Below are 22,696 nucleotides of genomic sequence, written 5' to 3'. Positions count from 1 at the left end.
GAAGTTGGGACAAAATCAGAATATTGTTTGGCATGATACAACGATAAAAAAAGAAGAACGGCAAAAAAGAAACGGTCATAAAAGTTGTATTTTATGGTTTACGGGATTATCAGGTGCAGGAAAATCAACATTGGCAAATGCGTTAGAGCAGCAATTGTTTCGTCAAGGTAAAGCGAGCTATATTCTCGACGGAGATAATGTTCGTCACGGCTTAAATAAAGGCTTAGGTTTCAGTGATGAGGATCGTAAAGAAAACATTCGTCGCATTGGAGAAGTGGCTAAACTATTTGTAGATGCTGGAACGGTTGTTTGTACGGCGTTTATCTCCCCTTTTAAAGAGGATCGCGACCGTGTACGTGAGTTGGTTGAGGAGGGGGAGTTTATCGAAGTTTACGTTCGTTGCTCCTTAGAGGCATGCGAGCAACGTGATCCTAAAGGTTTATATAAGAAAGCTCGTGCTGGTGAGATTCCTTCCTTTACAGGTATTAGCTCACCGTACGAAGAACCAGAATCCCCAGAGCTAATTATTGACTCTGATCAGCTTTCAGTGGAGGAATCAATTGAAACGATTATAACTTATTTAAAAGAAAATGAAATTCTATAAGAGGTTATTCAAAAAGGGAGTTTTTCCCTTTTTGAATAACCTCGAAGCAATGTGTGACATCTTTTAAGTCTTGTGGTGAGTGCTTTTCTCGCCATAAGACGCGTACAAACGGAGTCATTCCATTTTTTCTTTTTAAACAAGCCTCTACTATGCTTTTAGGCTACGTGCTTACGTTTATTGATGGACAGCACGAAGAGCTTCATTTACATCAATTTCTCCGTAGCCGTAATAAGGGTCATAGCCTTTTGTTCCTAAATCAGTTGATGTATTCGTTATAATTTGATAGATGTCATCATTTGAGAGCTGTGGGTTGTTAGAACGTAGCAAAGCGGCCAATCCAGAAACATGTGGCGCTGCCATTGAAGTACCAGACATGACGACATAATGATTATTTGGGAAGAGACTCGGAATATGTTCACCAGGTGCTGTTACGTCAATATGATAACCGAAATTTGAGAAGAATGCTCGATTTCGCTTATCGTTCACAGCAGCAACAGTTAATACCTCAGGGTAACGTGCTGGATACATAGGGTCTTCGACGTTATCGTTTCCTGAAGCGGCAATTAGGACAACATCTTTTTCATAGGCATAACGTATGGCGTCGTATAGTAATTCGGATGAATGATAGTCGCCGAGACTCATGTTAATGACATTTGCACCGTGATCGACAGCCCAATAAATTCCTTTAGCGACTTCGTATGATGAGCCCTCTCCTTCTTCATTTAATACTTTAATAGGTATTATATAGCTATCCCAAGAAACACCAGCGATTCCCGTTATATTATTCGTTAATGCAGCAGATATACCTGCTACATGAGTTCCATGTCCATGTGTGTCGTTAAAGTCATCACTGTCATCTAACGCATTGTATCCATTAATAAGCTTGTCTTTTAAATCGGAATGATTAGGATCGACACCTGTATCTAATATAGCGATCGTCATTTGCTCACCATTAGAAAAATTCCATCCTTGTTCAACTTCGATTTGGTTTAAGTTCCATTGGTATGGCTTGAAAAATTCATCATTTGGTTCCACATTACTTAATTGACGAGTAGTAGAGACAGGATTTGCAATAGTACTGATTTGCTTTGATAACGTGTAATTCGGTTCAACAATAGCAAGGTGACGATCATTTTTTAAGCGGTTGATGAATTCGATCGTATCATCTTGTTTGGATTCAATAAGAAATAAAGGGTTCTTATTTTCAAGAATTGTCAGTTCCGGCTGGTCAGCAAACCAAATTGATGCAGTTTCTTTATCACGGAACTTAATAACTGCTTGATGTTCGATGTATTCTCTTTCTAAATCAATCGTTTTATGATCAGAATGAACATAAATATTCCAACCGAGCTCAGGGACTGTTTCGGATTGTAGATCGTTCGGTAAATCATCAGTCGTTCTCCATTCAACATCTGGGTTGTTTCCTGAAATGAAAAAGGACCCATTTGTATCAGCTACAGAAGCAAGATCTTCCATATAATCTTGAATAAACGTGAGATCGACTTCTCCGATAACGATTCTATTATCAGAAAGAGTTTCACCGATCATCATGTAATGTGTACCATCTGCGTTGTATGGATCAGAAAATAAGCTCTTGTGATGTCGGTGTGTAAGTTCGCCTGGGTTGATTTCTTTTAATGTACCTGCTTGTACAATTATTTCATCGTTTTCAACGATAGCGAAGCTTTGGAAATGTGGATGTTCGGATAATTCTTCTTTGAAGTTCTCATAGTACTTACGATCTGAAAAGTCTTGCTCGGACCAACGTTGAAGCTGTTCGGATAATTGATTGATAAAAATTGACGTTGACAATGCCAAATCTTCCGCTAATAAATGGTCAATGGCTGTGGATTCAATTTGTTTTTTGATATCAATTTCTTGCACAGAGAAGGGAGGTTCTGTCATAAAGGTTTGTTTAATAATAAATAGACCAAGTCCGAAAATGGTCAGGATGATGGCACCTGTTATGAATCGTTTCACTTGCTAACACCATCCTTATGAAAAAAGTAAGCCATCCATATCTCATCTACATATTGAGAGTGAATAAATGCTTGCTCTCGTTGAATACCTTCAATCACAAATCCTACCTTCTCATAAAGCTTGACAGCTACATCATTAGATGAAAAAACGGTTAAACACAATTTGCGTAGCTTGTTCAGACGACACCATTCTAGTGTATAATTCATCAACTGTTTGCCGATTCCTATACCTTGAGCATCCTCGTAGAGCCATGTCCGAAACATGCCTGTATGGTGCTTCATTTTTAATTCTCCACGAATGACACGAGCGATTCCTCTGGCGACACCGTCTAACTCTACAACCGTGTACATATTGTTTGATTGTTGCATATGTTGAATGAACTGTTTTTCTTCATCTACAGTTCGGACTTGTTCCTTTTGTAAATAGGTTCCTTCATTTATAATACTTTCAACGGATGATACAATATTTTCGGCATCTTGAATAGTTGCAGGTCGAAGCCGAACGAAACGACCATCTTTTGCGGTAAATGTTGTTACGAATCGATCTTCCATTTGTTTGATCATGAATGCTCCTCCTCTACTGGATGCCAAAACCTCTCGTGATCGTCATCGATGTTTGTATGAATGAGGTGTGACATTGGTACAATGTTAATTTCTTTTTCTTTAAGTAAAGGCAGGCTTTCTGAAATACCTTTATATGTCTCGTCTCCTTCAATTCCAACGTGACCTATAGCAATGGCTGTTTTTTTCTTTTGAGCGATTGCGAGTAGTTTGACCATTTGTTTTGAAACGTGTTTGTGGGAAGAATGTGTATCGTCCAAGAAAAGGTCTCGGCTAGCATATGGAATATTCATTTCCTCTGCTAGTGTGGGAATAAGTGATTTAGGACTTGTTCCGCTATCAATAATATATAAACCGTGTTCTTTAACAACTTCGAGTATCGTTCGCATAATCTGTTCATCTTCAACAATTTTTGAGCCCATATGATTGTTTATCCCCTTAGCATATGGAACATTGTCAATTGCATCGTTCACTCTTTTTCGTATTTCTTTTTTAGACAAATTACTCGTAATCGCTTTTTCACCTAACCAAGAAGTTTTACCTTTTTTAGGTTCCATAGGTAAGTGGATCATCACCTCGAGACCTACTGAATGAGCGAGTTCGGCTTGCTCAGTTGATTGCTCTAAAAAAGGCATTATTGCAACGGTAATGGGGATATCCCCACTGAGGAAGGAATCAACACCTTTAACAGGTCCTCCGAAATCGTCAATGATAATAGCAACGTTATGAACGTCCTGAGCCAATGAATGGGACGTCGTATACATAAAGTTGTAAAAAGTAAATATGATTAGAGACGTGAGAAATACTCGTTTCATTTTCTTTCCTCCTGTATTCGAGTAAACAACGGGTTACGTGTAGTTTGTCACAGTTGTTCCTAAATATGAGAATGAACTATACAAAAAACAAGCATTACGTGAAATGCTTGTTTTTTGTATAGAGAAATGTATAATCAAAAGATTATGAAAATTCTCTACGTGTATGATGTTTTTCGTCAACATTATTTGCGCATCTTGAAAGCGGCATTTAACTGACCACGAAGCATGCGTTCGCGAACTTCCTTTTTCTTTAATTGCTTCTGCTCCATTCGTCTAATTTCAAATGTTTGCATTCCATCTTCCATCTTATTTGCAATATCTACTAACCGTTCGACGTCCAAAAAGGAGTACTTTCTCGTACCTCCCTTTGTACGTTCGGGGTATACAAGCTTTCTTTCCTCATAATAACGAATTTTTCTCTCCGACAGTCCTGTTAGTTCACTCACTACTCCTATTGTGATGACCTTTTTATCTTTATACGATGATGACATCCTTTCCACCCCACAACTTTTCTGCTTGAATGTCTAATCTTTTCTTATATAGTAGCACATCTTTTTAATCATCATGATATCTTATGTCAGATTATCTAACATTTTTTATTGTCAGTTTAAATATAAGTCGATAAAGTAGTACAATAGCGCCAGCGTTAGCGAAGGTCGTTGATGAGAATGGAAGTCTATACTATAATTGATTAAATAGATAAAAATAGTAGGTTTAGAATGTGGGGCGGATTGGATGAATAATGGCTATGTATATTTAGTAGGTGCAGGACCTGGAGATATTCGTTTAATGACGATAAAAGGACAGCAATGTTTAGAGAAGGCGGATGTGGTTTTGTATGATCGTCTTGTCAACCCGTTATTACTTGAACAAACAAAACCAGATATTGAGCTAGTTTATTGTGGGAAATTACCAGATCGTCATACTCTTAGACAGGAAACGATACAAGAATTGTTAGTAGATTATGCTAAAAAGGGCAAAATCGTTGTTCGGTTAAAAGGGGGAGACCCAAGTGTGTACGGTCGTGTCGGTGAGGAAGCTGCAGCGTTAGAAGCAGCGGGGGTACAATATGAAATTATTCCTGGCATTACAGCTGGGATAGGAGCTTCAACTTATGCAGGTGTACCTGTTACGCACCGTGAATATGGCGCTTCATTTGCGATTGTCACTGGTCATGATCAGTCGAAGAATGGACAACCTCAAATAGATTGGAAAGCATTAGCAACTGGAATTGATACAATTGCCTTTTATATGGGTGTCAAAAATTTACCTTATATTTGTGAACAATTAACAATAAACGGCCGGAACCCAAGTACACCCGTTATGCTCATTCAATGGGGAACACTTGGTAAGCAACGTGTTTTGACAGGGACATTACAGACGATTGTGAATAAAGTGATGGAAGAAAAATTTACGAATCCGGCTATTACACTTGTTGGAGATGTGACAAAATTACGTACGAAAGAAAGCTGGTTTGAATTACAACCACTTTTTAGCAAACATATCTTATTTGCTCGTACTTCTAATGGAAAAAGCACAATAGCGAATCAATTACGCGATTATGGGGCAGATGTATTCGAATTTCCGCGAATACAAATGAATGATTACACAAATGAACCCCCGTTCCCATATGAACAATATGAGCATATTATTTTTCATGCAGAAGAGAGTGTAGATTGGTTTTTTCGAGAGTTACAGCGTAAGCGCATAGATATTCGCTCAATCCATGCTTCCTTCTACGGAGCATCAAAAAAGTCACTACTACGTATTCAATCGTATGCATGTCTTTCCTATTCGTTAAATCAATTACAAAAAGGTGGAAAAAGACTTGTTATAGGGCCAGATTCAATTATAAAGAACGTGTTAACAAGACAAGAACGTTATGGAGAGCATGATTGTCTTATCTCACATGCTTTGACAGTGGTTCATCAAACGAATGGGACTTGTCGACGTTTACTTGAAGAAGATCGAATCGATACGATTATTTTTCCGAGTGCAGAGTCAGTGCGGGTCGTTACAGAGCAAATGGCTGATCATGATCAAACTCCTTCTACGTTATCGCAAAGAGCGGAGATTATTTGTTTTGGGCCTGAATCAAAGAAAGTGGCTGAACAATTAGGCTATCGTGTTGATCATAGTTTAGTTAAACCGGCGTTTGATGCGTTATTACATGCATTACAATAAAAAGAGAAGGTGATGAAATGCAAGCGATATTGTATGTTGGTCATGGGAGTCGTGTACAAGCAGGGAATGATGAGTTACTCGCTTTTGTTGAGAAAGCTAAAAGCGCTCAACCAAATGTAGCAATTCAAGAATGCTGTTTCTTGGAACTTGCAGAACCTACGATTGATCAAGGCGTGGAATCCTGTATTAAGCAGGGAGCTACAGATATTGCTGTACTTCCTGTTCTTCTGCTTACTGCAGGCCACGCTAAGGTTGACATTCCAGAAGCTATTGATGAGATCAAACGTAGGTATCCACATATTACATTTACTTACGGTAAGCCAATTGGAGTGGAACAAACTGTTGTTCATATCATTCAAGATCGACTTGCTGCAGCAGGTTTAAAGCTCGGAGATGACCGTCCACGTTATGAGGATCGTCAGCCTGTGTCTATTCTACTAGTTGGGCGTGGAAGTAGTGATCCAGATAATACGAGTGATTTAATGAAGATAGCACGTTTAGTTTGGGAATATACCCCTGTGTCAGAAGTAGAAGTTTGCTTTTTAGCTGCAGCTCATCCGACAGTTGAGGAAGGTCTACAACGCCTTCAACGATTTGAGTTTCAAACAACATATGTCGTCCCTTATTTATTATTTACAGGTGTACTCATGAAAAGCTTGCAGGAAATGCTTGATGATTGGTCTGAAATGACAGATCGAACGTTTATCTTATGTAATTATTTAGGATTTGATGACCAATTAATTAAAGTTCTTGCAAGACGCGCTGAAGAAGTGTTAAACGATGATGTACAAGTGAGTTGTGATACATGTCAATTTCGTTTAACTTATGCCAATAATGGAGGCTAAATCTTAATGAAACGTCTACCGATAGTATTAGGGTTTGAAGGTAAGAAGGCAGTAGTCGTTGGAGGAGGACGTGTAGCAGCAAGGCATGTAACAAAGCTAATTAACGCTCAGATGAAAGATATCATCGTCTATTCTCCAACCGTTCATGATGAACTCATTGTTCATATTAACAATGGAGCAGTGACATGGATCAAAGAGACCATTCTCGAACCTAGAAGCTTCTCTGCAGATTTTCTTTTGCTCACAACACCAAATGAAGACCTACATAGGAAACTTTATCAATACAAAAAGCCCTATCAGCTTGTCTACGTTGCGACTGACCATGAGTTAAGTGATATACATTTTCCTTTAACGATCAGAAGAGGGGCTTTAACGATAGCTCTTACAACAAATGGGAGTAGTCCACTTTATACGAAGCGGATAAAACAGATGATTGAACAAAATTTAGATGATCATATTGAAGAGGATTTAGCATTTTTGTATGAGGTTCGTTTGCGTTTGAAACAGATGAACATTTCGAAGGAAAAGCGTCAAACACTATTAAAAATGGTCATTTCAGATTCTGTTTTAAGGAGGTCGGATCGTCAGTTATATGTCGAAGAGCTTATAAGAAATAAGGTTTTTGATGGAACAAATGATGAATATGATAATCAAAGATAAAAATTCAAAGATAGCTTTTGGACCTTCGGATAGGAGGGCACTGAAAAAGTTTGACTTTAACCTTTTTCAATGCTCCTTAAGTATTTTAACTTATTAATTGTATAGGCTTGGCCTGATAAAGGAGAGGCTTTTCTACTATACTATTTTGCTTCTATGATCGCTTTTCGTCGTATTTGGAAATTTCTTCTAAAGAGGGAACTTTACCATGTGGATTTTGTGCATTTTTTCGCTTGCGAAATTGTCGGTCTTTTTGACTTTTCGATTGTGTCACCATCTTCATCTCCTTTTAGATGTTTGATATATGTTAGTATTTGATGGGTGAGAGAACTTTATTCATTGACTATTTTTGAAGTAAGTACTGTAACAATCAACAAGGCCACTGTTAAGTAATCAGTGGCCTTGTTTGCTAAGAAAAGACCGCTACCGCGGTTTTTCTTAGTTTACTTTTTAAATGACAGTCGAGCAATTGCATCATGCTGATGAATCGATTCTTCGTTACGACATTCAATATCAAATGATTGGATATGTTCATGTTCGTACAAATCTGATGCAACAAGGCGAATAAGGTCTTCAACAAAACGAGGGTTCTCATATGCACGTTCCGTGACTGCTTTTTCATCAGGTCGTTTTAAGACAGGGTATAATATCGAGCTAGCATTACTTTCAGCAGCTTCTAATAAAATAGCTTTCCAATCAACATTTGCACTGTCATCTACTCGTACACTCATTGTGACAAAGCCTCTTTGATTATGAGCACTATACTCACTAATTTCCTTCGAACAAGGACAAAGTGTTGTAACAGCAGCTTTCATCCTTATTTCTGACGTATAGCCTGCTTTTTCGTCAAAATGAACATTATAGGTGATATCTGCATGAGCCATGCCTTCCTTTTGCATAGAAGGGCTTGTTTTCGTAAAGAACCACGGAAATTGAACTTCGACATCTGCTGCTTGTTGCTTCATCTCTCGTGCCAAAATCGCTGAAAACTCTCTTAGTGACTCAAGAGATAGCAAATGGGATTGAAAATAAAGATGTAGCTGTTCGGTTAAACGACTCATATTAATGCCTTTAAAATTTTGTTCAAGACTTGTTGTCATAGCAAAAGTTGCAGTAGTCGTTTGTGTAGTCGGAGCTAAGTCGGATTCAATCATAACAGGGTACTTTACATCCGAAATCCCTACCTGTTGAATAGGAAAATAAAAATCATCAGGTTTATTTTGAAGGTCAGGCATCTTTTCCTTTTCTGTTGGTTTTGTTCCTACTATAGGGTCTACTGAACCAAAATGACGGTGACGCTCTGCCTTTGGTGGTAATTGTTTCATAACATATCAACTCCTGATTAATAAGTAGCATATATTTTACATTAAAAAGGTATTTCCTCATTATTCTAACTTAAAACTCAACTTTATACTGAGTTTGGATAAAGATTACTAGAACAAATTTATGCTACCATATTCAGCTGAAATGTGAAACAGATTTGCTTAACAATGTCTCTCTATTTACAGAATTTAACCTTCATATTACACTACAAAAGTACTTAGAAACAATTAAGTGTAAAAAAAGGAAGTGAGAAATTTGAAAAAGGGAACATGGATATTCATTAGTTTGGCGGGTATTCTTTTAATAATTGGGTTCACATTACCTATTACTGTACATCCTTCAGCTGACACAAGAACGATTGTAGACCATACGTTACATGTATACAGTGCTCCTGAATGTTTTGATCAAGCAGATTTAACGAATAATTTAGAGGAAACGACCTATCAGAATGCAAATGAATTAGAGTATGAAAGTGAATCAAGCTGTACCGATGATGTGTTCGGTAGCGAAAAGAAACCTCTTTTAATAGCCATTTTTAATTGAAACCTTGAGGTTCTGCTATGATTTTAGACGATGTGCTGGATAAGATTAGTTGATCATTTGTCATACGTTGTGAGAAAGTTAGAAGCGATAAAAAGCACCTGATAGCCTTTTGCGTATCATCGTTGATTGTGATATATTGAGAATGTTCTAATAACTTATCAAACGAGTAGAGAGAAGACATTTGAGGGAGCTGGAGACAAACAATGAAAGTTGCAAAATTTGGAGGAACATCAGTTGCGAGTGCCGAACAAATTAAGAAAGTAGCAGCTATTGTGGCTGATGACTCTGAGCGGAAAGTGATCGTCGTATCTGCACCAGGAAAGCGTTATAGTGATGATACGAAAGTAACGGACTTATTAATTGCATTAGGAGAAGCATGTTTAGAAAAAGGCGAAGTAGAAGCCGAACTACAGGCTGTTGTTTCTAGATATGAAGACATTGCAGATGGACTTGATTTGGGGAAAGAGATTGTCGCAACGATTGAAGCGGATTTACGTGATCGTTTAACTTTCGACCGTAATCGGCCAGAATCATTAATGGATTTAATTAAAGCGAGTGGTGAAGACAATAACGCTAAATTAATAGCTAATTATTTTCAGCGAATTGGTTTAAATGCAACTTATTTAAACCCTCAAGATGCAGGACTTCTTGTAAGTGATGAGCCAGGTAATGCGCAAGTCTTACCAGAAACCTTCGAGCACCTTGGGAAATTAAGAGATTCTGATGAAATTATTGTGTTTCCTGGATTTTTCGGGTACTCAAAGGAAGGAACTCTTGTCACTTTTCCAAGAGGAGGATCAGATATTACAGGATCGATTGTTGCAGCGGGGACGAAGGCCGATTTATATGAAAATTTCACAGATGTCGATTCGGTTTTTGCTGCGAATCCAAACGTTGTCGATAACCCAGTTAAAATTAAAAAAATGACGTATCGTGAAATGCGTGAATTATCGTATGCAGGTTTTTCTGTATTTCATGATGAAGCGTTAATTCCAGCATTTAGAAATCGGATTCCAGTTTGTGTGAAAAATACGAATAATCCTGCTTCAACGGGAACAATGATTATGTCTGAGCGTGAGTATTTCTTAAGCCCTGTTATTGGTATTGCTGCTGATGAAGGGTTTGCAACGATATATGTACGTAAGTATTTAATGAACCGTGAAATAGGTTTCGGACGAAAGCTACTTCAAATTCTTGAGGATGAAGGGTTATCATATGAACATATGCCTTCAGGTATTGACGATACGTCCGTTATCGTACGTCAGCATCAATTGACAACAGAAATTGAGGAACGTATTATTGATCGTATTCAAAAAGAATTGTGTGTCGATGATGTTTACTTTGAACATGATTTTTCAATGGTTATGATAGTAGGAGAAGGAATGCATAATACGGTTGGTGTATCAGCACGAGCAACGGCAGCATTAGCACGAGCAAGTGTAAATATCGAGATGATCAACCAAGGTTCATCGGAAGTCAGCTTAGTACTAGGAGTTCATGCCGAGGATACGGATCGCGCCGTTCGCGAATTGTATCAGGAGTTCTTTGGTGGCGCAGATGAATCGATCGAATAATTACGGAAAAAAAGGACCTGTATGAGTATTTGTTCATGCAGGTTTTTTTGTTCTGGAAAGAGAATATGTAAAAAGAAGTTTAATGAGGGGGATCATTCATTATGGAGGAGATCGTCATAAGCGATGATAAATCATTATTAGATAGGGAAGTGATCTATCGATTTCTGGCTAGCAGCTATTGGGCGAATAAAAGAAGAAGAGAAACGATTAATCAATCAATTGAGCAATCCATTTGCTATGGTGTTTATGATGGGGGGAGACAAATTGGTTTTGCGAGAATTGTGACAGACGAAGCTACTATGTATTGGTTATGTGATGTGTTTATTGATGAACATTATAGGGGGAAAGGAATAGGCATGCAACTAATTGATGAGATCGTGCATTCTGATAAATTAGCTCATTTATTTGGCTATTTAGGAACGAAAGATGCACATGATTTTTATCAAGCATTTGACTTTCAGTTAGAAGAGGAAAAGGTTATGACACGTATTCCTAATTTTCCAAGAAACAAAATGTAAATAGAGGATGTGTCAGAGCGAGAGGTTCTCATGACACATCCTCATCCTTTATATGTTTTATTTTGGTTCAGACATTTTTTTTAACAGCATCTTCATTTCAGAAAGCTCCTGTTTCACTTCGGACAACTCCTTCTTGACCTGATCTTCTTCTTCCTCTAAGTTGGCTTTTTCAACATTTCCTACAATGACACCAATAAATAAATTAAAGATAATAAATGTACCAATTAAGATAAAAATGATGAAATAAAGCCATGACCATGGAATTTCGGCAAAAATAGGGCGCATGACACCACTAGCCCATGATTCTAGTGTGACGACTTGAAAGAGGGTTAGTAATGTTAATTGAAGATTACCGAAATATTCAGGTGCTGCATTGGCAAAAAGCATTGTTCCGATAACGGCAAAAATATAAAAGATGATACTCATTAAAATCATAATGTTCCCTAGCGCAGGAACGGTCATGAGAAGTGCATCTACAAGTCTTCTGAGCGATGGGATCACGGAAATCGCACGTAACACACGGAGAACTCGTAATATCCGTAATACGGTAATAAAGTGAGCTCCTGCAAATAGATGGCCAGCTGCTACAATTAAAAAATCGAACCAGTTCCAGCTACTTCGGAAAAAAGCGCGAGACGGCTTCGTTGCAATAAAGCGCATCGCAATCTCGATTGTGAAAATCCATAGTAAAATATAATCGACGGTGAAAAACCAGCTTTTGTATGAATCATATAATTCTGGGTATGTTTCTAAACCGACGATAATAGCGTTAATAAGGATGAAAATAATAATCGTCGTTGTAAAAGCTTTGTGAAAAACGATCTTTTGTATACGCCTCACAAACGGTGAGTTTGAATAGGTAGTTGGTTCGGTCATTTTATGGTTCTCCTCCAAAAACAAGCTGTCTTTATTCTACTAAAAATGGATTATGTAAAAAAGAGATATGCCTAAATTTATCGTTTGAAATGATTGACTAGAGAATGTACGTTCGTATATAATGCAAATTAGAAAGGGGTTGAGCGATTATATGCGATTTTTATTCGATGCTAGTCAAAATAATGGTGTCATTTTGGAAATCATTTATGAAGCAAAGGGAGGTTTATTATCTCAAAGAAGAATACGAATTAAGTCATATAACGATCAGCACTTTATCGCTTTTTGCTTAGAGCGAAAACAAACACGAATGTTTCGTATGGACCGTCTTCTTTCTATAGCTCCTATCAAACATGCTAAATAATTTCATACAATGAAAGACGGCAAAGGCCGCCTTTATGAATGTATTAGCTATATTTATTTGCCAAGCTCCTTGGAGCGTTTAATCGCTTTTGCGATCGCTTCTTTCATCGTTTCTTGACCATCATGGGAGCGTAATACGTTAATTCCTGCTTCGGTAGCACCATTAGGACTCATGACTTCCTCGTATAGCTCCTTTGGAGATTGATTTGTTGTTTGTAGTCTTTTTCCTACTCCAATGATCGTTTGAGCAATAAAAGGCTTCACTTCTTCAAGTGTTAACCCAGCCTCGATAGCCGCTGCTTCCATAGCTTCGGCAAAGTAATAAAAGTAGGCAGGACCACTACCAGCAATACCGGTAATGGAGTCAATTTTTTCTTCGAGAACGGTTGATACCATTCCAACGACTGAGAATAGATCTGATACTAATGATAAATCTTGATCTGTTGCAAACATCCCCTTTGAAATGGCAGTAGCTGATTCACCCACTTTTGCCGACGTATTTGGCATCGTTCGAACGACTTTTGCATCAAAGGTAAATTGTCCCTCAATCGTTGAAGTAGAAACTCCTGCTAATACAGATACGAGCAATTGTGATTCGGTGAAAGCATCTTGAATATCAGCAATCGCTTCTTTTATTTGCTTTGGCTTCATAGATAAAATAACAATGTCTGCTTGGCGCACAGCCTCTGCACGATTTGATGTTGTGCGAATTCCATATGTTCGGTGCAGCTCATCGAGTCGAATATGATTACTGAAATTTGTTGCGATAATCTGATTCGGTTGTACCTTTCCTTCTGATACTAGACCGGCAAAGATCGCCTCAGCCATTGCTCCAGCACCTAAAAATGTAATCGTTTTTCCTGCTAATAAATCACTCATTATTTCACCTGACCATTTCCATGTATAATATATTTCGTTGATGTTAATGCTTCTAACCCCATTGGTCCTCTTGCATGAAGCTTCTGCGTGCTAATACCGATTTCAGCACCAAAGCCGAATTCAAAGCCATCTGTAAATCGTGTTGAAGCATTATGATAGACAGCAGCTGCATCCACTTCATTAAAGAATTTTGCTACATGTTTCTCATCTTCACTTATAATCGCTTCAGAGTGCTTCGTTCCATATTTATAAATATGTTCAATCGCTTCATCAATCGAGGAAACGATTTTGATGGCCACTTTCAAGTCAAGGAACTCATCCGACCAATCTAATGGAGTCGCCTGTTCAATTCTGTTATCCATTGCTTGCGTTTTTTCATCCCCAACGAATGAAACGCCTTTATCAGCTAATTGTTTGACTAGACTCGAGAAATATTTTTTGGCCCATTCTTGATGAACGAGAATCGTTTCCGCAGCATTACAAACGGATGGCCGTTGTGTTTTGGCATTAACCGCAATGTCAATGGCCATTTCGTCATTTGCAGACTCATCAATATAGATATGGCAATTTCCAACACCTGTTTCTAATACAGGAATGGAGGCATTTTTAACGACAGATTGAATGAGGGAAGCTCCACCCCGTGGGATCAGTACGTCCAAATATTCATTAAGTGTAAACATTTCTCCTGCTGTTTCACGCCTTGTATCTTCTAATAGTTGAATAGCATCTATTGGTATTGTCGTTTCTTTTAAAGCGTTTTGGACGACTTTGACGAGCGCGATGTTCGAATGAATCGCTGATGAGCTGCCACGTAAAAGAACAGCATTTCCTGATTTTAAGCAAAGGCTAGATGCATCAATTGTTACATTAGGGCGTGCTTCATAAATCATTCCAATGACTCCTAGTGGTACACGGATTTTATCAATCGATAAACCGTTCGGACGCTTGAAATTAGTAAGCAATTGTCCAACAGGGTCTGATAGCTCAGAAACTTGCCGTAAACCTTCTGCCATATCATCCAAACGTTCAGAGGTTAGTGTTAAACGATCAATTAAACTTGTACTTGTGCCATTTTGGCGAGCGACTTCGATATCTTTTTCGTTTTCTTTAATGAGGAATTCCTTCTCATTAAGTAATGCATCAGCCATCTTTTGTAGTGCAGCATTTTTTTCTTCTGTTGTTTTTGTAGCAAGTAGTCGAGCACAATCCTTCGCTTTTTTTGCTTTTGTGATTAATTCACTCATTGTTTCATCTTCTCCTTTTCCTCTGGTACCCATTCATTGCGATGGATGACCACGGGTTGCTTTTGTTTTTCATTTTCACGTGATTCTTGTTGTGTTTTCTGATAGTTTATTAGTTCATCGAAGGTCATAGCAGCCTTTCCTTTGCCAATTAATTCATGCTTCTCATTCAAAACTCCAATGACTTCACCTTTGGTAAACGTTCCTTCAACTTGTTTAATACCTACAGGAAGTAAACTTTTACCTCGAGATAAGAGAGCTGTTTCTGCTCCTTGATCTACAGTCAGATAAGCGGTTGTCGTAGAATGTAAGGCGATCCATTGCTTTGACATCGGCATAACAGCTTCATGAGTGAATGAACCGATATACGTTCCATCGCCTTTACCTGAAAGAATATCAGTGAACATAGCAGGGTAATTCCCTTTCCCTATGAAGACATTTACTCCGAGAGATAAAGCGGTTTTAGCGGCGCTTACTTTCGATTTCATTCCCCCTGTGCCAACTTTCGAGCCTGATTCACCTGCAATATCCATAAGATCAGCTGTCAGTTGTGGAATGAAGTGAATTTTTTTAGCATGAGGATTCGTTTGTGGATTTGCATCATACAATCCATTTACATCGGTCATAAGGCATAATGTTCGTGCATGAATGAGCCCACTAACGAGTGCTGATAGCATATCATTGTCTCCAAATGTTAATTCTTCAATTGAAATAGAGTCGTTTTCATTAATGATTGGAATCGCTCCACGCTTTAATAATTCCGTTAACGTTGAGTAGGCATTTCCATACCGTGTTTGATCGGAAAAGTCTTGCCGAGTTAGTAAAAGCTGAGCAGGCGTAAGACCGTATTTAGTAAATTGATCTATATACGCTTGCATCAGTAAGCCTTGGCCGACTGCAGCAGCAGCTTGTTTCCCTTGGATCGTAATAGGTCGAGTAGGATAACCGATAGCACCGAAGCCTGCAGCGACTGCTCCTGAAGAAATCATAATTACTTCATGGCCTTCCTGCTTTAGCCTCGCAATTGCTTCAACAAAAAGGGATACTTTTTCCATACTTAGTGCACCTTGCTTTGTTGTTAAAGAGCTGCTACCGATTTTGACAACTAATCGTTGACGGCCCATAGTTCATCTCCTCATTCCTACATGGTTGCATGAATTTTCTAAAGGGAGTAACGTAAAAAAAAGCTCCTCCATCCTTGTTGAAAAGGACGAACGAACTGTATCCGCGGTACCACCTTTATTGACATTCAAGTTGAATGTCCACTTTAAAACCCGTAACGTGGGTGAACGGTCAATAGACTAGCTCGAGGGCAGGTTCAATTGATTAGCGGTGATGACCCTTTCAGCCGTTGGAGTCACTCTCTTTACACATAATCGTCATTTACTAATCCCTTTCATCGCTATTTTCTCCTATTTTGTTTATTATAAGAGAGAGCGAATACGAACGTCAACTGACTTTCGTTAGAAATAAGAAATTTTGGACAATTTATTTAGCTTTTTGGAGGTTTTAATGATGGATGGGAGAGTTGTTTGGATTACTGGGGCTTCAAGCGGTTTAGGCAAAGAAATTGCTTTGCAGGCAGCGAAGCAAGGTGATACGGTTGTTTTGCTAGCGCGCAGAATAGATAAGCTACTTAAGATTGAGAAAGAAATACAAAATGCGGGTGGAAATGCACATAGCTTTCAGCTAGATGTAGGAGATTTGGATAATCTAGAAATAGCGATTAATTCGATTATGAGTAAAGTAGGACGTATTGACGTGCTAATTAACAACGCTGGCTTTGGCGTTTTTGAACATTTAACGGATGTCGAGCTTGATGTAATGAAGGAAATGTTTCATGTGAATGTTTTAGGCTTAATCGCTTTTACGCGATATGTCGTTCCATATATGATCGAACAAAAGGGAGGACATATTATTAATATTGCCTCTCAAGCTGGAAAATTAGCTACACCGAAAGCGAGTATATATGCAGCAACCAAGCATGCTGTGTTAGGATTTACGAATAGTTTAAGAATGGAATTATCACCGAATCATATTCATGTTAGTGCTGTTAATCCTGGACCGATTCAAACGGACTTTTTCACAAGAGCTGATGAAGCAGGCTCCTACGTGAAAAGTGTTGAAAAGTGGATGCTTCAATCTAAAGATGTAGCTGAAAAGGTGATTCGCTTGATTAAAAAGCCAAAGAGAGAAGTTAATTTGCCGCGATGGATGGGAGTTGGCTCAACTATATACCAGCTGTTCCCGACATTAATTGAAAAATTAGCAGGTAAAAAATTAAGTCAAAAATAAATGTTATTTCTAATTTTGATTTGTAATATAGGAATAAACAACGTCGTGGATAATATCCATTAACGGAACAGAGTCATTTTGATGAAATTGTATGAGAATGGCTTGAAATAATTGGTCTTCTTCAATTGGGGTCATGACGATACCCATTTCGGGAGCGGAGTAAGATTGTGAAATAGTTCGTATTTTCTTTTTTATATATAGTGGTTCCATAGGAAAACGGACTCCTTTATGACATGAATTTTAGATGGAGAGTAGACTCATTGCATTAAAGTTGTTAAAAAACATGAAGCTTTTCTTTCGTTGGTCAGCATACTTATATGTTTATTCCTTCTATATTTTAACGAATGCCTTCCGCAAGTCAATGATAAAGATTGACAGTTTTATTTATTGCTTTTAAACTAATGAGTGATAATGTTTGATAAACCATTCATTGAATGAATGGATGTGGACTTTTCTAGGTATAACCTATTTTCACCACACACTTGCTCTAAACAAGTGTGTGGCTTTTTGCGCGGGAGGAGAGGTGTTTAAATGAAGCCTATTTGGTTTTATTCATTGATTGTATTTTTAGGAGGCTGCTGCTTTGGAGTATTATCAACCTTTGTGAAATTAGCTTATACGAATGGATTTACAATAGCTCAAGTAACAGGGTTACAATTTCTAATTGGTCTATTGCTCATTTGGGTGTTTGTTCCATTTGTAAAAAGAAAACGACTAACAAACTCGTTAAAAACGAAGATCATCTTATCCGGACTTCCAATGGGCTTAACAGGTGTTTTTTATTACCAGTCATTGCAAACAATAGATGCTTCGATTGCCATTATTCTGTTATTTCAGTTTGTATGGATTGGAAGTTTATTAGAATGGTTCATTGATCGGAAGAAGCCTAATCAATTACGACTCATGGCCATTGGTACGTGTATGATGGGTTCAATTTTGGCTGGCGGCTTCTTTATGAGTTCACTTGAATTAACATGGTATGGAATCATTTGGGGAGTACTTGCTGCTGTGAGTTTTTCCACATTTATTTATTTAAGCGGAAAAGTTGCTCATACGGTACCAGCTATTCAAAAGAGCGCTTGGCTAACAGCAGGAGGCTTTGTGATTGTCTTCATTATCTTTTTACCAACTTATATACGTGAAGGATTTCCACTTGAAACGATGGTTGCAGTTGCACCATACGGATTATTTTTAGGGCTATTTGGGGTACTATTACCACCACTGCTCTTTTCAATTGGAATGCCAAAGGTTGGTGGAGGACTCGGAACAATTTTATCTTCATCGGAACTTCCAGTGGCAATTTTGATGTCAACGATCATATTAAAGGAAACAGTTTCCATCGTTCAATGGATTGGCGTTGGTATTATTTTAGTAGGAATTGCGCTGGGGAATGGATTGCTGTCTCAGTTGGTCGGATTAAGAAAACGGCGCACCGTTATAAAGAATATTTAATTTATTCAAGCTTGTTTCAAGGAGTTATAGACTTTTTGAAACAAGCTTTTTAAAATTTAATAGATCAAGGATAATCCTAAGATTAACATGTTATGAATTCGTTGAATACGATAGCGTATAGTTCTATGTCCTAGCGGTATTGGAATACAATAAATAACGTATTTGTTAAGGAAGAATGAGTATTTTTCCTAGAAGGGGTGGATGATACGTGTGTGGTATTACTGGTTGGATAGATTGGAGATATGATTTACGTAATGAAACGAATGAAGTAACGAAGATGGCCAAAACGTTGAACCGTCGTGGACCTGATGATTTACGTGTATGGACGTCAGAGCATGTAGCATTTGGCCATGCAAGATTAATTGTAGTTGACCCGGAAAACGGTATACAGCCGATGACAAGAACATACAAAGGAAAAACATATACATTAGTTTATAATGGAGAATTGTATAATACGGAGGAGTTGCGGAAGGAATTGCTAGTAGCTGGTCACACATTTACAGGTCACTCTGATACAGAGGTCTTATTAAAATCCTATATCGAATGGGGTTATCAATGTTTAGAGAAATTAAATGGCATCTTTGCGTTTGCCGTTTGGAATGAACAAGACCAAAGTTTATTGCTAGCACGTGATCGATTAGGTGTAAAGCCACTCTTCTATACGGTACGACATGGATGTTTGCTATTCGGATCTGAGCTAAAGGCTTTGCTTGCCCACCGGAAAATTCAACCAATTATTAAGGCGGATGGTCTCGCAGATATTGTAGGCTTAGCTCCTTCACGCACTCCTGGCCATGGAATTTATGATGAAATCGAAGAGCTTAGACCAGCTCATTTGCTGATTTATGACCGGAATGGAGCAAAAATTAGTCGTTATTGGTCGCTTAAAAGTAAAAAGCATTCACATACAGTTGAGGAGACAGCAGAATATATTCGATATTTATTAGAGGATACAGTGGAGAGGCAGCTAGTAGCTGATGTACCTGTTGGGATGTTTCTTTCAGGGGGCGTTGATTCAAGTGCATTAACCGCATTAGCCGCCAAGGTCTATGAAAAGCAAGGAAAAGGACCGATTCGCAGTTACTCAGTCGACTATGATGAAAATGATAAATATTTTCGTGCAAATGATTTCCAACCGAATGAAGATGCTCCTTGGGTGAAAGAGGTTTCAAATGCAGTAGGTACACATCATCAAAATAAAGTGATTTCGATTGAAGAGCTAGCTGCTCGCTTGAAAGAGGCTGTTCATGTTCGGGACCTTCCAGGCATGGCGGATGTCGATTCATCACTATTATGGTTTTGTCATGAGATTAAAAAAGACGTGACGGTCGGTTTATCTGGAGAATGTGCGGATGAAATCTTTGGTGGGTATCCGTGGTTTCATAAGCCAGAAGTGATGTATATCGACGGCTTTCCTTGGATGCGATCTATTTCGGAAAGGGAAGGGCTACTAAATGATAAATGGAAGAAAAAGCTTAACTTAAAGCAATACGTCTATGATCGCTATAAGGAAACGGTCAATGAAACACCTCGATTTGAAGCAGATACGAAGGAAGAAGCACGGAGAAGAGAAGTTTCATATTTGAATATTATTTGGTTTATGACCAATTTATTAGACCGAAAAGATCGTATGAGTATGGGAGCGAGCTTGGAAGTTCGAGTACCCTTTTCAGATCATCGCTTAGTAGAGTATGTATGGAATATACCGTGGGAAATGAAGAGATTACATGGTCGAGAGAAAGGGATTTTAAGAAAAGCATTGGAAGGTCTTCTTCCAGATGATGTATTGTATCGTAAGAAGAGCCCTTATCCGAAAACATACCATCCTCACTATACGAAAGCTGTGCAAGAGGAGATGAAGAAAGTACTCATGCAAAAGGATGTTGCTTTATTTGAGTTTATTGATAAAGACTCATTGAAAACAGTAGCTGAAAATGGGGGCTTCGATCAAAATGTTCCTTACTTTGGTCAGTTGATGGCAGGACCTCAGCTTCTTGCTCATTTTATTCAAATGAATGAATGGCTAAATCACTATAACGTACAAATAAAAGAATAATTAATAAAAAGGTTTCTTAAGCATGAATCGCTTAGGGAACCTTTTTATTTGTTAAAATTGATATAATTAATGAGACAGTCAGTATTTGAAAAAATTATTTTAATATTGAAGTGTATGTTGCATATTTGAACCAATTTTAATGAAAAGATTAGGTTTATGATCATGTAAAAACGTATAATAAAAAGTGATGGAATTCGTAAAATGGCCTTCCGTTCTTGTAGTAAGAACGGTATGTTCTGTAACCGTGAGCAGGACTAAGAAAATGCCAATAATTTTGAAGAATGAAAATTTCTTAAGACCTTCTTCTGAGATCATCATTAATGGTAATATATGATAATAATAAACAGTTAATTAAAAGAGGAGTGGTTTTCGTTGAATAAACGTATCGCAATTGTGACAGGAGCTGGAAAAGGAATAGGTAAGGCGATTGCGATTGCTTATGCAAACAGAGGTTTCCAAGCGATTGTCGTTGATGTAAACGAGTCGGATGCTATTGAAACTGTACAATTCATTGAAGATCATAATGGAGAAGCAGAGGCCATTTATTGTGATATTAGTCATGTAGGGGATATTCAAGCATTAGTAAAGAAAGTGAACAGATCGTATGGAAGAATTGATGTGCTTATTAATAATGCTGGTGTGTCACAATTTAATTCTCCTTATGAGCTTACGGTTCAAGAATGGGATCGAGTCTTAAATACGAATGTACGGGGAGCATTTTTTTGTTCACGAGAAGTAGCTAAGGTTATGAAGCAACATGGTGGAGGCTCAATTGTTAATATTGCTTCTACGAGAGCATTCATGTCTGAACCGCACTCAGAAGTGTATGCAGCTTCAAAGGGGGCGATCGTTTCTCTTACGCATGCACTAGCTGCCTCATTCCAAGACGACTTGATTCGAGTGAATGCAATTAGCCCTGGTTGGATTCATACTGGAGATGAGAAGAGCTTACGGCAGAAAGATCATGATCAACATTTTTCAAAAAGAGTTGGCAAGCCGGAAGATATCGCAAATGTATGTTTATTTCTTACAGATGAGGGGAATGAGTTTATCAATGGAGAAACGATTATAATTGATGGGGGGATGACACGGAAGATGATGTATGAGCAATAAACTTTACAATATGTTAAAGTGATTCAATATCAAACTATTTGACATTGAATTATCGTCGCGTTACAATCAAAATAGTAAAAAGAATTGATACGTTCTTTTTATGCTCATATAATTCAGTATTGTATTATATGACTTCAAATTAAAATAAAAATGTTTGGGAGGAATTTTCAAATGTCAGTAAAGTTAGCAGTTATTTATTACAGCTCATCAGGTACTAATTATAAACTTGCCAATTGGGCTAAAGAAGGTGGGCAAGCAGCAGGTGCTGAAGTGAAAGTTTTAAAAGTACCAGAACTTGCACCTCAAGCTGCGATTGATTCTAATCCAGCATGGAAAGCACACTTAAAAGAAACAGCAAATGTACCTGAAGTTACACTCGATGATCTGGAATGGGCAGATGCAATTGTATTTAGTGCTCCAACGCGTTTTGGTAACGTCCCTGGTCAATTAAAGCAGTTCCTTGATACGACAGGTGGATTATGGGCTGAAGGAAAACTAGCTAATAAAGCAGTAAGTGCCATGTCGTCAGCTATGAATCCACATGGTGGTCAAGAGAAAACGATTCAAGCTATTTATACAACAATGTATCATTGGGGTGCGATTATTGCAGCGCCAGGTTATACAGATCCGGTGACATTCGCAGCTGGAGGTAATCCTTATGGTACGAGTGTTACGGTTACACAAGACGGTGAATTGGTTGAAGATGTTCAGGAAGCAGTGAAATATCAAGCGAAACGTACAGTCGATGTAGCAAAAGCATTACAGTCATTATAAAAATACATGACAGAACAACGAGACGATTCAATCGTCTCGTTGTTTTT

The 22,696-nt window shown here is 38.1% G+C and carries 24 protein-coding genes and 1 other annotated feature; of the genes, 13 read left to right on the top strand and 11 right to left on the bottom strand.

The window, feature by feature from the left end:
• The first annotated feature begins 4 nt into the window (after positions 1 to 4).
• Positions 5 to 604, top strand: coding sequence for an adenylyl-sulfate kinase (gene cysC, locus ACERJO_RS03100; RefSeq protein ID WP_274169701.1), 600 nt, complete (start codon positions 5 to 7; stop codon positions 602 to 604).
• A 174-nt stretch (positions 605 to 778) separates the two neighbouring features.
• Here the strand turns inward: cysC and ACERJO_RS03095 are convergent, their stop codons facing one another.
• The 4 genes from ACERJO_RS03095 to ACERJO_RS03080 form a co-directional block, all read right to left on the bottom strand.
• A complete protein-coding gene (locus ACERJO_RS03095; protein WP_373646519.1) occupies positions 779 to 2,584 on the bottom strand; it encodes a S8 family peptidase in 1,806 nt (601 codons plus the stop codon).
• Entirely contained in the window at positions 2,581 to 3,147 is a 567-nt protein-coding gene (locus tag ACERJO_RS03090; protein WP_247104906.1) for a GNAT family N-acetyltransferase, read from the bottom strand. Before ACERJO_RS03090 ends, ACERJO_RS03095 begins: the two co-directional genes overlap by 4 nt.
• Positions 3,144 to 3,959, bottom strand: a complete 816-nt coding sequence (locus ACERJO_RS03085) for a divergent polysaccharide deacetylase family protein (protein ID WP_247104905.1) — start codon at positions 3,957 to 3,959, stop codon at positions 3,144 to 3,146. Before ACERJO_RS03085 ends, ACERJO_RS03090 begins: the two co-directional genes overlap by 4 nt.
• A gap of 182 nt (positions 3,960 to 4,141) precedes the next feature.
• Positions 4,142 to 4,450, bottom strand: a complete 309-nt coding sequence (locus ACERJO_RS03080) for a MerR family transcriptional regulator (RefSeq protein ID WP_035343743.1) — start codon at positions 4,448 to 4,450, stop codon at positions 4,142 to 4,144.
• A gap of 244 nt (positions 4,451 to 4,694) precedes the next feature.
• On the opposite strand from ACERJO_RS03080, the gene cobA reads away from it, so the two are divergent.
• The 3 genes from cobA to ACERJO_RS03065 are packed head-to-tail and all read left to right on the top strand — an operon-like array spanning position 4,695 to position 7,648.
• Positions 4,695 to 6,143 carry a uroporphyrinogen-III C-methyltransferase gene (gene cobA, locus ACERJO_RS03075; RefSeq protein ID WP_373646518.1) on the top strand — a complete coding sequence of 483 codons (1,449 nt, stop codon included), beginning with the start codon at positions 4,695 to 4,697 and terminating at the stop codon, positions 6,141 to 6,143.
• A 17-nt stretch (positions 6,144 to 6,160) separates the two neighbouring features.
• On the top strand, positions 6,161 to 6,988 hold the full coding sequence (locus ACERJO_RS03070; protein ID WP_373646517.1) for a sirohydrochlorin chelatase: 828 nt from the start codon (positions 6,161 to 6,163) through the stop codon (positions 6,986 to 6,988).
• A 6-nt stretch (positions 6,989 to 6,994) separates the two neighbouring features.
• Positions 6,995 to 7,648 (top strand): precorrin-2 dehydrogenase/sirohydrochlorin ferrochelatase family protein, encoded by a 654-nt coding sequence (locus ACERJO_RS03065; RefSeq protein ID WP_373646516.1) that lies wholly within the window; start codon positions 6,995 to 6,997, stop codon positions 7,646 to 7,648.
• Between the two features lie 151 nt (positions 7,649 to 7,799).
• On the opposite strand, the gene ACERJO_RS03060 is transcribed toward ACERJO_RS03065, so the two are convergent.
• Both ACERJO_RS03060 and folE2 read right to left on the bottom strand, forming a co-directional pair.
• The gene (locus ACERJO_RS03060; protein WP_373646515.1) at positions 7,800 to 7,922 is read right to left on the bottom strand and encodes a DUF6254 family protein; all 123 of its coding nucleotides are present in this window, start codon (positions 7,920 to 7,922) and stop codon (positions 7,800 to 7,802) included.
• A gap of 166 nt (positions 7,923 to 8,088) precedes the next feature.
• Positions 8,089 to 8,970, bottom strand: coding sequence for a GTP cyclohydrolase FolE2 (folE2, locus tag ACERJO_RS03055; protein ID WP_373646514.1), 882 nt, complete (start codon positions 8,968 to 8,970; stop codon positions 8,089 to 8,091).
• Positions 8,971 to 9,223: 253 nt separating this feature from the next.
• Between folE2 and ACERJO_RS03050 the strand changes: the two genes are divergently transcribed.
• The 3 genes from ACERJO_RS03050 to ACERJO_RS03040 all read left to right on the top strand — a co-directional run bounded on the left by ACERJO_RS03050 (position 9,224) and on the right by ACERJO_RS03040 (position 11,603).
• Positions 9,224 to 9,511, top strand: coding sequence for a hypothetical protein (locus ACERJO_RS03050; protein WP_373646513.1), 288 nt, complete (start codon positions 9,224 to 9,226; stop codon positions 9,509 to 9,511).
• A 203-nt stretch (positions 9,512 to 9,714) separates the two neighbouring features.
• The gene (locus ACERJO_RS03045; protein WP_373646512.1) at positions 9,715 to 11,085 is read left to right on the top strand and encodes an aspartate kinase; all 1,371 of its coding nucleotides are present in this window, start codon (positions 9,715 to 9,717) and stop codon (positions 11,083 to 11,085) included.
• Between the two features lie 101 nt (positions 11,086 to 11,186).
• Positions 11,187 to 11,603 (top strand): GNAT family N-acetyltransferase, encoded by a 417-nt coding sequence (locus ACERJO_RS03040; protein WP_373646511.1) that lies wholly within the window; start codon positions 11,187 to 11,189, stop codon positions 11,601 to 11,603.
• Positions 11,604 to 11,660: 57 nt separating this feature from the next.
• Here the strand turns inward: ACERJO_RS03040 and ACERJO_RS03035 are convergent, their stop codons facing one another.
• Positions 11,661 to 12,479 (bottom strand): ion transporter, encoded by an 819-nt coding sequence (locus ACERJO_RS03035; RefSeq protein ID WP_247104895.1) that lies wholly within the window; start codon positions 12,477 to 12,479, stop codon positions 11,661 to 11,663.
• 151 nt (positions 12,480 to 12,630) lie between these two features.
• Here ACERJO_RS03035 and ACERJO_RS03030 point away from each other — a divergent pair, with 151 nt between their 5' ends.
• On the top strand, positions 12,631 to 12,840 hold the full coding sequence (locus ACERJO_RS03030; RefSeq protein ID WP_247104893.1) for a hypothetical protein: 210 nt from the start codon (positions 12,631 to 12,633) through the stop codon (positions 12,838 to 12,840).
• A 53-nt stretch (positions 12,841 to 12,893) separates the two neighbouring features.
• Here ACERJO_RS03030 and proC read toward each other — a convergent pair whose 3' ends face one another.
• The 3 genes from proC to proB are packed head-to-tail and all read right to left on the bottom strand — an operon-like array spanning position 12,894 to position 16,083.
• Entirely contained in the window at positions 12,894 to 13,718 is an 825-nt protein-coding gene (gene proC / locus ACERJO_RS03025; RefSeq protein WP_373646510.1) for a pyrroline-5-carboxylate reductase, read from the bottom strand.
• The gene (locus ACERJO_RS03020; RefSeq protein WP_373646509.1) at positions 13,718 to 14,962 is read right to left on the bottom strand and encodes a glutamate-5-semialdehyde dehydrogenase; all 1,245 of its coding nucleotides are present in this window, start codon (positions 14,960 to 14,962) and stop codon (positions 13,718 to 13,720) included. The genes proC and ACERJO_RS03020 overlap by 1 nt, the downstream gene beginning before the upstream one ends.
• The gene (proB, locus tag ACERJO_RS03015; RefSeq protein WP_247104887.1) at positions 14,959 to 16,083 is read right to left on the bottom strand and encodes a glutamate 5-kinase; all 1,125 of its coding nucleotides are present in this window, start codon (positions 16,081 to 16,083) and stop codon (positions 14,959 to 14,961) included. The genes ACERJO_RS03020 and proB overlap by 4 nt, the downstream gene beginning before the upstream one ends.
• 79 nt (positions 16,084 to 16,162) lie before the next feature.
• Positions 16,163 to 16,368: a binding site (T-box leader), on the bottom strand.
• Between the two features lie 103 nt (positions 16,369 to 16,471).
• On the opposite strand from proB, the gene ACERJO_RS03010 reads away from it, so the two are divergent.
• Positions 16,472 to 17,254: an SDR family NAD(P)-dependent oxidoreductase gene (locus ACERJO_RS03010; RefSeq protein ID WP_373646508.1), complete on the top strand. Its 783-nt coding sequence runs from the start codon at positions 16,472 to 16,474 to the stop codon at positions 17,252 to 17,254.
• Between the two features lie 9 nt (positions 17,255 to 17,263).
• Here ACERJO_RS03010 and ACERJO_RS03005 read toward each other — a convergent pair whose 3' ends face one another.
• On the bottom strand, positions 17,264 to 17,464 hold the full coding sequence (locus tag ACERJO_RS03005; protein ID WP_373646507.1) for a YqzH family protein: 201 nt from the start codon (positions 17,462 to 17,464) through the stop codon (positions 17,264 to 17,266).
• Between the two features lie 321 nt (positions 17,465 to 17,785).
• Here ACERJO_RS03005 and ACERJO_RS03000 point away from each other — a divergent pair, with 321 nt between their 5' ends.
• The 4 genes from ACERJO_RS03000 (at position 17,786) to wrbA (ending at position 22,649) form a co-directional block, all read left to right on the top strand.
• Complete coding sequence (locus tag ACERJO_RS03000; protein WP_247104881.1) at positions 17,786 to 18,706, top strand: EamA family transporter; 921 nt, start codon at positions 17,786 to 17,788, stop codon at positions 18,704 to 18,706.
• A 208-nt stretch (positions 18,707 to 18,914) separates the two neighbouring features.
• On the top strand, positions 18,915 to 20,762 hold the full coding sequence (gene asnB / locus ACERJO_RS02995; RefSeq protein ID WP_373646506.1) for an asparagine synthase (glutamine-hydrolyzing): 1,848 nt from the start codon (positions 18,915 to 18,917) through the stop codon (positions 20,760 to 20,762).
• Between the two features lie 372 nt (positions 20,763 to 21,134).
• The gene (locus ACERJO_RS02990) at positions 21,135 to 21,875 is read left to right on the top strand and encodes an SDR family NAD(P)-dependent oxidoreductase (RefSeq protein ID WP_247104805.1); all 741 of its coding nucleotides are present in this window, start codon (positions 21,135 to 21,137) and stop codon (positions 21,873 to 21,875) included.
• Positions 21,876 to 22,046: 171 nt separating this feature from the next.
• A complete protein-coding gene (gene wrbA, locus ACERJO_RS02985) occupies positions 22,047 to 22,649 on the top strand; it encodes an NAD(P)H:quinone oxidoreductase (RefSeq protein WP_247104803.1) in 603 nt (200 codons plus the stop codon).
• Positions 22,650 to 22,696 lie beyond the last annotated feature (47 nt).

Origin of the sequence: Halalkalibacter sp. AB-rgal2, from assembly GCF_041821005.1 — a bacterium.
Lineage (GTDB): Bacteria > Bacillota > Bacilli > Bacillales > Bacillaceae_D > Halalkalibacter.
The sequence above is the reverse complement of the archived record's forward strand: the minus strand, read 5'-3'. Positions and strand labels throughout refer to the sequence as shown.

Bases quoted from the DNA above. Each gene is read 5' to 3' on its own strand.
- ACERJO_RS03090 (WP_247104906.1), bottom strand. From the start codon at position 3,147: ATGATCAAACAAATGGAAGATCGATTCGTAACAACATTTACCGCAAAA.
- ACERJO_RS03085 (WP_247104905.1), bottom strand. From the start codon at position 3,959: ATGAAACGAGTATTTCTCACGTCTCTAATCATATTTACTTTTTACAAC.
- ACERJO_RS03080 (WP_035343743.1), bottom strand. From the start codon at position 4,450: ATGTCATCATCGTATAAAGATAAAAAGGTCATCACAATAGGAGTAGTG.
- cobA (WP_373646518.1), top strand. From the start codon at position 4,695: ATGAATAATGGCTATGTATATTTAGTAGGTGCAGGACCTGGAGATATT.
- ACERJO_RS03070 (WP_373646517.1), top strand. From the start codon at position 6,161: ATGCAAGCGATATTGTATGTTGGTCATGGGAGTCGTGTACAAGCAGGG.
- ACERJO_RS03065 (WP_373646516.1), top strand. From the start codon at position 6,995: ATGAAACGTCTACCGATAGTATTAGGGTTTGAAGGTAAGAAGGCAGTA.
- ACERJO_RS03060 (WP_373646515.1), bottom strand. From the start codon at position 7,922: ATGGTGACACAATCGAAAAGTCAAAAAGACCGACAATTTCGCAAGCGA.
- folE2 (WP_373646514.1), bottom strand. From the start codon at position 8,970: ATGAAACAATTACCACCAAAGGCAGAGCGTCACCGTCATTTTGGTTCA.
- ACERJO_RS03045 (WP_373646512.1), top strand. From the start codon at position 9,715: ATGAAAGTTGCAAAATTTGGAGGAACATCAGTTGCGAGTGCCGAACAA.
- ACERJO_RS03040 (WP_373646511.1), top strand. From the start codon at position 11,187: ATGGAGGAGATCGTCATAAGCGATGATAAATCATTATTAGATAGGGAA.
- ACERJO_RS03035 (WP_247104895.1), bottom strand. From the start codon at position 12,479: ATGACCGAACCAACTACCTATTCAAACTCACCGTTTGTGAGGCGTATA.
- ACERJO_RS03030 (WP_247104893.1), top strand. From the start codon at position 12,631: ATGCGATTTTTATTCGATGCTAGTCAAAATAATGGTGTCATTTTGGAA.
- proC (WP_373646510.1), bottom strand. From the start codon at position 13,718: ATGAGTGATTTATTAGCAGGAAAAACGATTACATTTTTAGGTGCTGGA.
- ACERJO_RS03020 (WP_373646509.1), bottom strand. From the start codon at position 14,962: ATGAGTGAATTAATCACAAAAGCAAAAAAAGCGAAGGATTGTGCTCGA.
- proB (WP_247104887.1), bottom strand. From the start codon at position 16,083: ATGGGCCGTCAACGATTAGTTGTCAAAATCGGTAGCAGCTCTTTAACA.
- ACERJO_RS03010 (WP_373646508.1), top strand. From the start codon at position 16,472: ATGATGGATGGGAGAGTTGTTTGGATTACTGGGGCTTCAAGCGGTTTA.
- ACERJO_RS03005 (WP_373646507.1), bottom strand. From the start codon at position 17,464: ATGGAACCACTATATATAAAAAAGAAAATACGAACTATTTCACAATCT.
- ACERJO_RS03000 (WP_247104881.1), top strand. From the start codon at position 17,786: ATGAAGCCTATTTGGTTTTATTCATTGATTGTATTTTTAGGAGGCTGC.
- wrbA (WP_247104803.1), top strand. From the start codon at position 22,047: ATGTCAGTAAAGTTAGCAGTTATTTATTACAGCTCATCAGGTACTAAT.